Raw genomic sequence first — 12,911 nt, 5'->3', positions numbered from 1 at the left:
GATTCAGACAATAAGATGGACCATCATTAAACTCCGAAAGCCATGGGGCTAGAATGACCCTTCTGGCCGAATTTATTGACCTGTTACGCGGCTTCGCTGACCACTATGGCCAAGGCTCACATTGCCAACCACTACCTTCAAGCCACCCTTCGTGGCGCTGAACGCCAGGGCTACAATGGCCAGGCACTGCTGGCGCAGGCCAACATACCCGCCAGCTGGCTGAATACCCCGGAACAGCTGATCACCGAACACCAGCTGACCCAGCTGGTGAAATCGGTATGGCGAACCACCCAAGACGAATTTCTGGGACTATCGACTGAGCAGTGCAACAACGGTACCTTCGCACTGATGTGCGAATACTGCCTGGGCTCGGCCACACTCGGCGCAGTGCTCAGAAAAAGCGCGCATTTTTACCGGGTGATCTGTCGCAATCTTGATATTGCTCTGGAAGAGCAAGGCAAGCAGGTGTTCTTCCGCCTGCACCTGAAAGACGCAAGTAATGATACCGACCACCTGCTGCAGGAATTCCTGATTCTGATGTGGGAGCGGCTGTCCTGCTGGCTGGTCGACCAGCAAATCCCCTTCGCCTGCACCCAGTTCAACTACCTTGCCCCGGCCCACGAAGCCGAGTACCGGGCCATGTACCCGGGCGAGCTGAAGTTCGGGCAGCCAGTGTGTGGCTTCCTGCTGCACGAGAAATACCTGCAACTGCCCATCGTGCGCACGGAAGATGAGCTCCGGCAGTTCCTGCAGGCTGCACCCGCTTACATCCTGCACCGCCCCAGCCAGGACGAAAGCCTTCGCTCCCGGATCAACGCACTGTTATCCAGATTCAACTACCGGGACATGCCGGGGCTGGAGTCCATCAGCCGCGAACTGCATATGACGCCCCGCAGCATCGGCCGAAAATTGCAGGACGAAGGCACCTCGCTACGCAAGATCAAGGAAACCCTGAGGCGGGAACACGCCATCCGGCTTATCACGCTGGAAAACCTGAGCATCGCCGAAGTCAGTGAGAAAGTCGGTTTCTCGGAAACCGCCTCCTTCTCCAGAGCCTTCAAGCGCTGGACGGGCTCCTCTCCGGCCCGCTGGCGCGGCAACCTTCAGGGTTAACGTGCGTATTTGAACGCCAACCCGCTGGTCACAATTTCACACTCAAAATACTTTACGTTTACGTAAACTTTATCTAACCTAAGTCTAACAGAGGATATCAACATGAGCGAAAAGCGAACCTTCAGCATCAGCGAGCTCTCGCAAGAGTTCGACGTAACAACCCGAAGCATCCGGTTCTATGAAGATCAGGGCCTGCTCAAGCCCGCCCGGCGCGGCCAGACTCGCATCTTCAGCACCAAAGACCGGGTTCGGCTAAAGCTCATACTCCGTGGCAAACGCATGGGCTTCTCCCTGGCGGAAACCAAGGAACTGTTCGACCTGTGGGACGAAACCCTCACCGGCAACGAAAAGCAGTTGCTGAAAATGCTGGAAATCCTGAGCGACCGGCGAGCACAGCTCGAACAGCAGAAAAACGACATCGCCCAGGCAGAAATGGAAATCGACACCGCCGAAGCCCGGTGCCGCGAATCACTGGAAGAACTGCAGAAAAAAAAGAAGCAGCAGGTCGCCACACCCAAAGAATCCGAACAAACCGCCACCTGAGGGTGGCTGCGAACTCAGAACCCCATTGAATAACAACAAGGCAGACAACAATGAAATCACAATACTCAGAACTCAACTTCGGCCTCGGTGAAACCCTCGACATGCTGCGCGAACAGATTAACGGCTTCGCCGCCGCTGAAATCGCACCCCGCGCCGAAGACATTGACCGCAACAACGAGTTCCCCATGGACCTCTGGCGGAAAATGGGCGACATGGGCCTGCTGGGTATCACCGTGAGTGAAGAATACGGCGGCTCCGACATGGGCTACCTGGCACACGTCATCGCCATGGAAGAAATCAGCCGCGCCTCCGCCTCTGTTGGCCTGTCCTACGGCGCCCACTCCAACCTGTGCGTGAACCAGATTCACCGCAACGGCACCGAAGAACAGAAGCAGAAATACCTGCCGAAGCTGGTCAGCGGCGAACACATCGGCGCCCTGGCCATGTCTGAGCCCAACGCCGGCTCCGACGTCATCTCCATGAAACTCTCTGCCCGCGACGAAGGCGACCACTTCGTGCTCAACGGCAACAAAATGTGGATCACCAACGGCCCCGACGCAAACACCTACGTCATCTACGCCAAAACCGACGTCAAAGCCGGCTCCAAAGGCGTCACCGCCTTCATCGTAGAACGCGACGCCCCCGGCTTCAGCCGCCACCAGAAACTCGACAAACTCGGCATGCGCGGCTCCAACACCTGCGAACTAGTGTTCGAAGACTGCAAAGTACCCCGTGAAAACATCCTCGGCGGCGAAGGCAACGGCGCCAAAGTCCTGATGAGCGGCCTCGACTACGAACGCCTGGTACTCTCCGGCGGCCCACTGGGCCTCATGCAAGCCGCCATGGACGTCGTCGTCCCCTACATCCGCGAACGCAAACAATTCGGCCAGGCCATCGGCGAATTCGAACTGGTACAGGGCAAAGTCGCCGACATGTACACCTGGATGAACACCGCCAAATCTTACGTTTACATGGTCGCCATGTCCGCCGACCGCGGTGAAACCACCCGCAAAGACGCCGCCGGCGCCATCCTCTACTCCGCCGAAATGGCTACCAAACTCGCCCTGGACGCCATCCAGCTGCTGGGCGGCAACGGCTACATCAACGACTACCCCACCGGCCGCCTGCTGCGAGACGCCAAACTCTACGAAATCGGCGCGGGCACGTCTGAAATCCGACGGATGCTGATCGGACGAGAGCTGTTTCTGAACAAATAGAGTTTTGCGCGGAAATCACTGACCGACTCAAACGAGGCCCTGCGGAAAGCACAATTACCCAGACGGCCAGCACCTAAAGTCAGACAAGGTGCTGGCAGGATGCCCTTCCGGGAATCTCGAAGGCCATGGATGGCCGAAGCGAAGCGCACATGGATGTGCTCGTAGCGTTTCCCGGAAGGGCATCCTGCCAGCGCCGCGCCCCCACAAAAGGGCCGATGCACGGACTATTAAAATGACGATACTCCAAAGCAAAATAAACCCAAGGTCAGACGAGTTCCTGGCCAACCAGAACGCCATGGCCAAAGCCGTCGCCGACCTGCGCGACAAAGTCGCCACCATCCAGCAAGGCGGCGGCCCAAGCTACCAGGAACGCCACATTGCCCGCGGCAAACTGCTGCCCAGAGAACGCATCAACCGCCTCCTCGATGACGGCTCGCCATTCCTCGAAATCGGCCAGTTCGCCGCCTACAACGTCTACGACGAAGAAGTCCCCGCCGCAGGCGTCATCGCCGGCGTAGGCCGCGTGTCCGGCACCGAATGCATGATCATCGCCAACGATGCAACGGTAAAAGGCGGCAGCTACTACCCGCTCACGGTGAAAAAACACCTGCGCGCCCAGGAAATCGCCCTGCAGAACCGACTGCCCTGCATCTACCTGGTCGACTCCGGCGGCGCCAACCTGCCACGCCAGGACGACGTCTTCCCCGACCGAGACCACTTCGGCCGCATCTTCTACAACCAGGCCCGAATGTCTGCCGACGACATCCCCCAGATCGCCGTCGTTATGGGCCTGTGCACCGCCGGCGGCGCCTACGTACCTGCCATGGCGGATGAATCCATCATCGTGCGCGACCAGGGCACCATCTTCCTGGCCGGCCCGCCGCTGGTGAAAGCCGCCACCGGTGAAGTGGTCAGCGCCGAAGACCTGGGGGGTGCCGACGTACACTGCAAAATCTCCGGCGTGGCCGACCACTACGCTGAAAACGATGCCCACGCCCTGGACATCGCCCGGCGCTGCATATCCAACCTCAACCGCCGCAAACCGGTGGACGTGGAAATCCGCAAACCCAAAGCGCCCCTGTACAGCGCCGACGAAATCTACGGCATCGTCGGCACCGACTTGCGCAAACAGTTCGACGTGCGCGACGTGATCGCCCGCATCGTCGACGGCTCCGAATTCGACGAATTCAAACGCTACTACGGCCAGACCCTGGTTACCGGATTCGCCCACATCCACGGCTACCCGGTGGGCATCATCGCCAACAACGGCATCCTGTTCAGCGAGTCCGCGCAAAAAGGCGCGCACTTCATCGAGCTGTGCTGCCAGCGCAACATCCCGCTGCTGTTCCTGCAGAACATCACCGGCTTTATGGTGGGCCAGAAATACGAGGCTGAAGGCATCGCCAAACACGGCGCCAAAATGGTCATGGCCGTGGCCTGTGCCAACGTACCGAAAATCACCGTGCTGATCGGCGGTTCTTTCGGCGCGGGCAACTACGGCATGTGCGGCCGCGCCTACAGCCCGGACTTCTTGTGGATGTGGCCGAACGCCCGCATCTCCGTGATGGGCGGTGAACAGGCCGCCGGCGTGCTCGCCACCGTCAAACGGGAAGGCATGGAGCGCAAAGGCCAGGACTGGAGCAGCGACGAAGAAGCCAAATTCAAGCAGCCGATCATCGACACTTATGAGCACCAGGGCCACCCCTATTACGCCAGCGCTCGGCTGTGGGACGACGGCGTGATCGACCCGGCCCAGACCCGTGAAGTGGTTGCCCTGAGCCTGTCTGCCACCCTCAACCGACCCGCCAAGCCAACACGCTTCGGCGTGTTCCGGATGTGATGGAGGACATCGCCATGACCGATCAGGAACCAGCGGTTCGCCTCAACCACCGCGCCAAGGGTGTCACCGAGGTAATCCTAAACCACCCTGACAAACGCAACGCCTTTGACGACGTGATCATCCAGCAACTGATCAAAGCGCTGGAACAGGTAGACGCAGACAACAACACCCACGTTGTCATCCTGCGCTCCGAAGGCAAACACTTCTCCGCCGGGGCGGATCTGGGCTGGATGCGCCGCATGGCGGACAACAGCCGACAGGAGAACCTGGACGACTCGCGGCAGCTGGCGCGGCTGATGAACGTGCTCAACCACCTGTCCAAGCCGGTGATCGGCCTGGTTCAGGGTGCCGCCTTTGGAGGCGCTGTTGGTCTGGCCGCCTGTTGCGACATCGTATTGGCCACCGAGAAAGCCAGCTTCTGCCTGAGCGAAGTCAAACTGGGCCTGATTCCCGCCGTGATCAGCCCCTACGTGGTGCGCGCCATCGGTGAGCGCCAGGCCCGGCGCTACTTTATTACCGCGGAAATCTTCACGGCCCAGCAAGCCGAACTCTTTGGCCTGGTGCACGAAGTGTGTGAGGACGAAGCCGCCATGGAGCGCCGCTGCGACGAACTCCTGCTGCAGCTGGCCCTCAATGGCCCCGAGGCGATGAAAGCCGCCAAAGATCTGGTCTTCGCCGTCAGCCATAAAGTCATCAGCAAAGACGTGATCGACGACACCGCACAACGCATCGCGGACATCCGGGTGGGTGCAGAGGGTCAGGAAGGGCTCAACGCCTTCCTGAACAAACGCAAGGCCAACTGGGTTCCGGAGGAATAACAACAATGTTCAGCAAAATCTTAATTGCCAACCGCGGCGAAATCGCCTGCCGGATTATCCAGACCGCCCACCGCATGGGCATCCGTGTGGTCGCCGTTTACTCAGATGCAGACGCCGACGCCCGGCACGTGGCCATGGCCGACGAAGCCTTCAACATCGGCCCGGCCGCCAGCTCGGAAAGCTACCTTCGGGCCGACAAGATCATCGAAGTGGCAAAGGAAAGCGGCGCCCAGGCCATCCACCCAGGCTACGGTTTTCTGTCCGAGAACACCCAGTTCGCCGAAGCCTGCGAAGCCAACAACATCGTGTTCATCGGACCGCCCTCCTCGGCCATCGCCGCCATGGGCTCCAAATCCGCCGCCAAAGCCATCATGGAAAAAGCCGGCGTGCCCCTGGTGCCGGGTTACCACGGTGACGACCAGTCCCCGGATACCCTGCGCATCGAGGCCGAAAAGTGCGGCTTCCCGCTACTACTGAAAGCCGTCGCCGGCGGTGGCGGTAAAGGCATGCGCGTGGTCGAGCGCATGGAAGACTTCGACGATGCCCTGGCCGCCGCCAAACGGGAATCCAAGAACGCCTTCGGCAACCCGGACATGCTCATCGAACGTTACCTGACCCAGCCGCGCCATGTGGAAATTCAGGTGTTCTGTGATCAGGAAGGCCACGGCGTGTACCTGGCCGAGCGCGACTGCTCCGTGCAGCGCCGCCACCAGAAAGTACTGGAAGAAGCCCCGGCGCCGGGCCTGAGTGAAGAAACCCGCAAAGCCATGGGCGAAGCCGCTGTCAAAGCCGCCCAAGCCATCAACTACGTGGGCGCCGGCACCGTCGAATTCCTCTACGACGTAGACGGCTCCTTCTTCTTTATGGAAATGAACACCCGCCTGCAGGTGGAGCACCCGGTCACCGAAATGGTCACCGGCCAGGATCTGGTGGAATGGCAGCTGAAAGTGGCCTGGGGTGAGCCGTTGCCATTGGAACAATCCCAGGTAAAAACCCGGGGCCACGCCCTGGAAGCCCGCATCTACGCCGAAGACCCGGACCAGGATTTCCTGCCCGCCACCGGCAACCTGCGCTACCTCAGCACGCCGGATGAAAGCGCCCACGTGCGGGTGGATACCGGCGTGACCGAAGGCGACGAGATCAGCATCCATTACGATCCGATGATCGCCAAACTCATCGTGTGGGACGAAACCCGCGACCAGGCCATCAACCGCATGGTCCAGGCCCTGGAGCACTACCGCATTGCCGGCGTCAAAACCAACATCCGCTTCCTGCACGCCCTGGCCGATGCCCAGCCGTTCCGGGAAGCCGACCTGACCACCGGTTTTATCGACGACCACCGAGAGCTGTTGTTCCCGAAATCAAAACTCGATACCCACAAGGCCCTGGTACTGGCCGCCGGCTTTGTGCTGGAACAGCGCAAATCCCGGGAAGTGATCAGCACAGATCCCTGGTCGCCCTTCGCCCGCCAGAACAGCTGGCGCATGAACTCCGAATACGCCCAGCCATTACAGTTGCAGGTTGGCGAAGAGATTCACGACCTGAAAATTCTGGAGCGGGACGACCGCTACCAGGTCTACGTTGGCGGCAGTGTGTACAACCTCACGGCCAAACTGGACGACGACTACCTGCAGGCGGTCATCAACGGCCATCGCATCAGCATCCACGGCAACCTGCACAACGACCAACTGGTGCTGTTTTACGAAGGCGACACCTTCAACTGCACCGTCTACAAAGAAACTTACGGCTTCGAAGAAATGGCCGGCGACGGCAGCCTGGCCGCGCCCATGAACGGCGCCATCGTGGCCGTGCAGGTCAAAGTGGGCGACACGGTGACCGCTGGCCAGAGCCTGGTAATCATGGAAGCCATGAAAATGGAACACGCCATCAAGGCCCCGGCCGACGGCGTGGTCATCGAGATCTTCTTCGCTGAAGGAGACCAGGTGTCCGAAGGCGCCGAGCTGATCGCCATTGAAGTGACCGAAGACGCAGAAGAGGAGGCCAGCTGATGGCCTTTCCCAAACAGGTACGCCTGGTTGAGATGAGCCCCAGGGACGGACTCCAGAACGAGCCCGGCGCGGTGATTGCCACCGCCATCAAAACCGGCCTGATTGACCGCCTGGCCGACAGCGGCCTGAGCCACATCGAGGCCGCTAGCTTCGTGTCCCCGAAATGGGTACCACAAATGGGTGACGCGGCCGACGTGATGGCCGGCATCAACCGCAAGGCTGGCGTTCGCTACTCCGCCCTCACCCCCAACCTGAAAGGCTTCGAGGGCGCGCTGGCCGCGAAAGCAGATGAAGTCGCCGTGTTCGGCGCCGCCTCCGAAAGCTTCACCAAAAAGAACATCAACTGCACCATCGCCGAAAGCCTCGAACGCTTTGCCCCGGTGATCGAACAAGCCCGCCAACACGGCATCCCCGTGCGCGGTTATGTTTCCACCGTCATGGGCTGCCCGTACGAAGGCGACATCGCCCCGGAACAGGTGGCTAACGTGGCCAAGGCCCTGTACGACATGGGCTGCCACGAAATCTCCCTGGGCGACACCATCGGCGTGGGCACCCCGTTAAAAGCCAAACGCATGCTCGAAGCTGTCTCCGCCCACGTACCCATGGACAAGCTCGCGGCCCACTTCCACGACACCTACGGCCAGGCTTTGGCCAACCTGTACGCGGTGCTGGAAGAAGGCGTCTCGATCATCGACGCCTCCGTCGCCGGCCTAGGCGGCTGCCCTTACGCCAAAGGCGCCTCCGGCAACGTAGCCACCGAAGACGTGCTATACCTGCTGAACGGCCTGGGTATAGAAACGGGCGTTGATCTCGAAAAGTTAGTAGCCACCGGCGACTGGATCAGCAACCAACTGAACCGCCATAACGGCTCAAAAGTCGGCCAGGCATTAGGCGGAAACTGCCAATGATCAAAGTGGAGGGCGGGTACTCCTTCCCGGGACTGTCTGCAGCATGGATGCTGCAGCCAAGCGTACAAGGACGTATTCACAGCGTGTCCCGGGAAGGAGTACCCGCCCTCCACCACCCAGAATCAAGCAGGCTAGGAGCCCAAAAATGAGCAACAAAAACGTAGTGGCCCTCGATCTCCCCATCCCGGAGATCAGCGACATGCCCGAAGACACCCAAAAGTACTTCCAGATCTGCCAGGAGAAACTCGGCATGATCCCCAACGTACTCACCGCCTATAGCCACAACCTCAAACAGCTCGAAGGCTTCACCCGCCTCTACAACGAACTCATGATGGGCGAAAGTGAACTCAGCAAACTCGAGCGGGAAATGGTGGCCGTTGTCGTCTCCTCAGAGAACAAATGCTTCTACTGCCTGGTCGCACACGGCGCCGCCGTGCGGGTACTGAGCGGCGACCCAATCCTGGGCGAACACTTGGTGATGAACTACCGCAGCGCCAAACTCGACCAGCGCCAGCGCGCCATGCTCGATTTCGCCTCCCTGCTCACCCGCACACCCGCCCTCGTCACCGAAGAGCACACCCAGGCCCTGCGAGACGCCGGCCTCAGCGACCGGGGCATCTGGGACCTGAGCAACCTGATCGGCTTCTACAACATGTCCAATCGCGTGGCCATCGCCAGCGATATGCAACCGAACCCCGAATACCACAGCCAGAGTCGCTAGCAGGAATCCAACCCTGCTCGCCCTCAACTACAAAAACAATGGAGGCAGAGAAATGAGCAAGACTCTCCCAAGCTATACCAGTGGCATCGCCGACAAGCCCCTGCTGGGCATGACCATTGGCGACATGCTCGACCGCACCGCCGACAAGTTCCCCAACAACGACGCCTTGGTGTGCTTGCACCAGGACATACGCTGGACCTACAAAGAGTTTGTCGAGAAGGTCAACGAAGCCGCCCGGGCCTTCATGGCCATCGGCGTCAAACGCGGCGACCGCGTGGGCATCTGGTCCCCCAACCGGTATGAATGGACCGTTACCCAGTTCGCCACCGCCAAAATCGGCGCCATCCTGGTCAACATCAACCCGGCTTACGGCGTGCACGAACTGCAATACGCCCTCAACCTGGCCGGCATCACCACCCTGGTCACCGCAGACGCCTTCAAAGCCTCCAACTACCGGCAAATGATCTACGAGCTGGCGCCGGAGCTGAAACGCAGCGCCCCCGGCAAACTCAAAGCCGATCACCTGCCAGACCTGCGCGCCGTGATCAACATGCACGAAGACAAACACGAAGGCATGTGGACCTGGAAAGAGTTTATCGGCTTCGCCAATCAGGTCTCCGAGACCGACCTGAGCGAACGCCAGGGTGAGCTGCAGTTTGATGACCCCATCAACATTCAGTTTACCTCCGGCACCACTGGTAACCCGAAAGGCGCCACCCTCACCCACCACAACATCCTGAACAACGGCTACTTTGTGGGTGAAAGCCAGCGCCTGACCGAGAACGACCGGCTGGTCATCCCCGTGCCCCTGTACCACTGCTTCGGCATGGTGATGGGCAACCTGGGTTGCATCACCCACGGCACCGCCATGATCTACCCGGGCGAAGGCTTTGACCCCAAAACCGTACTGCAGGCCGTGCATCAGGAAAAAGCCACCGCTCTGTACGGCGTACCCACCATGTTCATCGCCGAACTGGCCGACCCGGAGTTCGACACCTACGACCTTTCCACCCTGCGCACCGGCATCATGGCCGGCTCCATCTGCCCGGCTGAGGTGATGAAGAAGGTCAACGGCAAGATGAACATGAAAGAAGTGCAGATCGCCTACGGCATGACCGAAACCAGCCCGGTCTCCACCCAGACCAGCTCCCATGACCCGTTCGAGAAACAGGTCACCACCGTAGGCCGAACCCAACCCCATCTGGAAACCAAACTCGTCGACCCCGGCACCGGCAACGTGGTGCCCCGGGGCGAAATCGGCGAACTCTGCACGCGCGGCTACAGCGTGATGCTGAAATACTGGAACAACGAAGAGAAAACCCACGAAGCCATCGACAACGCCGGCTGGATGCACACCGGCGACCTGGCCACCATGGACGAAGACGGCTACATCCAGATCGTTGGCCGCATCAAAGACATGGTGATTCGCGGTGGCGAGAACATCTACCCGAAAGAAATCGAAGAATTCCTCTACACCCACCCCGCCATCGAAGACGTGCAGGTAACCGGCATACCCGATGAAAAATACGGCGAAGAACTCATTGCCTGGGTAAAACTGTCACCCGACGCCGCACCGGTCACCGCAGAAGACCTGCAAGCCTTCTGCAAAGGCAAGATCGCCCACTTCAAGATTCCAAAGAACTACAAGTTTGTGGATGCCTTCCCGATGACCGTCACCGGGAAAATTCAGAAGTTCAAGATGCGGGAGATTTCCATTGAGGAGATGGGGTTGAGGAAGTAGGCCATCCCCTGCTCCAGTCGCACCCTTCAAACCCCGGCCTTGTGCCGGGGTTTTCTGTTTCTGCGGACGACTTTGCCTTGGGGGGAGTTGTAATCATGAAGCGCGCTTCGTTTTACGCATCGATATTACGAGAATTCTGGCCAGCTGCTTTGCAGGGGTATGATTCATGGGCTATTTTGTTGATTAGCTTACAAACCAAGGCGTGATTGTGGAGCGGTCGCGGGTTTGTTGGCGGTGTGACCGTTATCTAATTACCGTTATGTATTACTGCCAAGGAGTAGGTTCTTTTGCCTGATTTGAAAACCATTGGCCTTTTTCTCGTTACCGCATTGGCAGAAATTGTCGGCTGTTATTTGCCTTACCTCTGGCTGCGCGAGGGCAAAACTATCTGGCTTTTGGTGCCCGGCGCGCTGAGTCTTGCGGCATTCGCCTGGTTACTGTCATTGCACCCCACCGCCGCTGGCAGGGTCTATGCTGCCTATGGTGGCGTTTATATATTCATGGCCATACTCTGGCTATGGGCGGTGGATGGCATTCGTCCAACCGCCTGGGACTTGGTTGGCTCAGGTGTTGCCTTGTTGGGTATGGCAATCATCATATTTGCGCCGCGCACCACATAATCAGTGCATTAAATTCGTTCCGGCCCGATGGGCCTCTTCCGGGAATTTGGCCTGAGCAATGCGCAGAACATATGAGCCTTCTCCCCAGCTGAGCTTGAGCGTTAACTGCCACGGAAAGCCACAATGAAATTTCAAGTATCGAGCAACCTGGACCTCAACCCAGAAGATGTCATGGGGCTGCTCACCATGGACGGAGTGAATGGGGAACTGGGCCCTTTCGTACATATGACGGCGCCTCCGGAATGGTCAAGCAAGGCAATTTTCGAGTGGCCCACAGGCAAAGTGCTCTTTTCAAGCTGGATACTTCTGTTCGGTATTTTCCCCATAGATCGACACAATTTCTTTCTGCAAAGTGTCGATCGTCAATTGGGTTTTGCGGAGAAGTCCAGTTCTTTGACCAATAAGTCGTGGCACCATCGTCGAAGTATCGATAGAAGCGGGGCATCATATCGGGTTACCGATACCGTCGAGTTCCAGTGTCGGTTACCTTTATTGTCATACATTCTGGCACCTGTTTACCGGTTCATCTTCAAGCACCGTCATAAGGTGCTGAGGTTATACTACGGTGGTAGCGCCAGTTAACCAGTCAATTAGGACGTGGACTTCCCCCAATTCAGTGGACACGCATCGCCCGGGATGCCAATAGGCACACACTCTGCTAGACTCGTCCTATGAAGCAAGTTAACTGGAATGCTGAAAAGAACCAGCAGTTGATGAGCGAGCGCGGAGTTTCCTTCGAAGATGTCCTGTTTGCTCTTCAGTCTGGTGGTTTACTTGATGATGGACCTCACCCCAACAAGGACAAGTATCCGAACCAACGCCTGCTTGTAGTTCGGGTTGACGATTACGCCTGGCTGGTACCGTACGTCGAAAATGATAGCGAAATTTTTCTCAAGACGGTCATCCCCAGTCGCAAGGCCACCAAGAAATTTCTAGGGAGGTAGCATGGCTAAGACCAAATTAGATCCCGAAGAGCAAGAACTGCTGGAGGCTTACGAATCCGGAGAGTTCGAGTCAGATCTGGATGCCGATCGTCGGGAGTACTTGACGAAGGCAGCGGAAGAAACGTTCAAGAAGGACAAGCGGATCAATATACGCATCTCCAGTCGAGATCTGGAAGCACTGCAACGTCGAGCCCTAGAAGAGGGACTTCCTTACCAGTCCCTGGTTTCCAGTGTACTGCACAAGTATGTATCCGGCGGCCTCAAAGACATCTGTGCTAACAAGTCGGGCCAGCGGACGCGCTAAAGCGCGCCACCGCCTTCTGCGTTAGCCAGGAAAGATAGCACGGTAATAACGGGTACTTCTTGAAAATGCTGGCGCTGGTAAAAGCACTCTCGCAAAGAGATTAATCGCCAAGCAGCCAGCCCCTCGCCTTTCT

Annotated in this window: 13 protein-coding genes; all 13 read left to right on the top strand. The window is 58.6% G+C overall.

Translation table 11 applies throughout. The features are described from left to right. Positions 1 to 75: 75 nt before the first annotated feature. Positions 76 to 1,113, top strand: a complete 1,038-nt coding sequence (locus QPL95_RS00280) for an AraC family transcriptional regulator (protein ID WP_303289020.1) — start codon at positions 76 to 78, stop codon at positions 1,111 to 1,113. Positions 1,114 to 1,215: 102 nt separating this feature from the next. After that, positions 1,216 to 1,656 carry a MerR family DNA-binding transcriptional regulator gene (locus QPL95_RS00275; protein ID WP_303289019.1) on the top strand — a complete coding sequence of 147 codons (441 nt, stop codon included), beginning with the start codon at positions 1,216 to 1,218 and terminating at the stop codon, positions 1,654 to 1,656. A gap of 50 nt (positions 1,657 to 1,706) precedes the next feature. Then, positions 1,707 to 2,873, top strand: coding sequence for an isovaleryl-CoA dehydrogenase (locus QPL95_RS00270; protein ID WP_303289018.1), 1,167 nt, complete (start codon positions 1,707 to 1,709; stop codon positions 2,871 to 2,873). 232 nt (positions 2,874 to 3,105) lie between these two features. After that, on the top strand, positions 3,106 to 4,713 hold the full coding sequence (locus QPL95_RS00265) for a carboxyl transferase domain-containing protein (protein ID WP_303289017.1): 1,608 nt from the start codon (positions 3,106 to 3,108) through the stop codon (positions 4,711 to 4,713). A 14-nt stretch (positions 4,714 to 4,727) separates the two neighbouring features. Next, entirely contained in the window at positions 4,728 to 5,531 is an 804-nt protein-coding gene (locus QPL95_RS00260) for an enoyl-CoA hydratase-related protein (RefSeq protein ID WP_303289015.1), read from the top strand. A gap of 5 nt (positions 5,532 to 5,536) precedes the next feature. Then, on the top strand, positions 5,537 to 7,540 hold the full coding sequence (locus QPL95_RS00255) for an acetyl/propionyl/methylcrotonyl-CoA carboxylase subunit alpha (RefSeq protein ID WP_303289013.1): 2,004 nt from the start codon (positions 5,537 to 5,539) through the stop codon (positions 7,538 to 7,540). Then, a complete protein-coding gene (locus tag QPL95_RS00250) occupies positions 7,540 to 8,448 on the top strand; it encodes a hydroxymethylglutaryl-CoA lyase (protein WP_303289011.1) in 909 nt (302 codons plus the stop codon). Before QPL95_RS00255 ends, QPL95_RS00250 begins: the two co-directional genes overlap by 1 nt. 145 nt (positions 8,449 to 8,593) lie before the next feature. Further along, positions 8,594 to 9,169: a peroxidase-related enzyme gene (locus tag QPL95_RS00245; RefSeq protein ID WP_303289009.1), complete on the top strand. Its 576-nt coding sequence runs from the start codon at positions 8,594 to 8,596 to the stop codon at positions 9,167 to 9,169. Positions 9,170 to 9,221: 52 nt separating this feature from the next. Continuing rightward, entirely contained in the window at positions 9,222 to 10,910 is a 1,689-nt protein-coding gene (locus QPL95_RS00240; protein WP_303289007.1) for an AMP-binding protein, read from the top strand. Between the two features lie 287 nt (positions 10,911 to 11,197). Continuing rightward, a complete protein-coding gene (locus QPL95_RS00235) occupies positions 11,198 to 11,530 on the top strand; it encodes a YnfA family protein (protein WP_303289005.1) in 333 nt (110 codons plus the stop codon). 123 nt (positions 11,531 to 11,653) lie between these two features. Continuing rightward, positions 11,654 to 12,112 (top strand): hypothetical protein, encoded by a 459-nt coding sequence (locus QPL95_RS00230; RefSeq protein ID WP_303289003.1) that lies wholly within the window; start codon positions 11,654 to 11,656, stop codon positions 12,110 to 12,112. An 89-nt stretch (positions 12,113 to 12,201) separates the two neighbouring features. Next, positions 12,202 to 12,474, top strand: coding sequence for a DUF4258 domain-containing protein (locus QPL95_RS00225; protein WP_303289001.1), 273 nt, complete (start codon positions 12,202 to 12,204; stop codon positions 12,472 to 12,474). A gap of 1 nt (position 12,475) precedes the next feature. Further along, complete coding sequence (locus QPL95_RS00220) at positions 12,476 to 12,778, top strand: CopG family antitoxin (protein ID WP_303288999.1); 303 nt, start codon at positions 12,476 to 12,478, stop codon at positions 12,776 to 12,778. Positions 12,779 to 12,911 lie beyond the last annotated feature (133 nt).

It is taken from the genome of Marinobacter sp. SS5-14b (genome assembly GCF_030541005.1).
GTDB lineage: Bacteria > Pseudomonadota > Gammaproteobacteria > Pseudomonadales > Oleiphilaceae > Marinobacter.
This window is presented reverse-complemented; position numbering and strand designations above follow the sequence as displayed.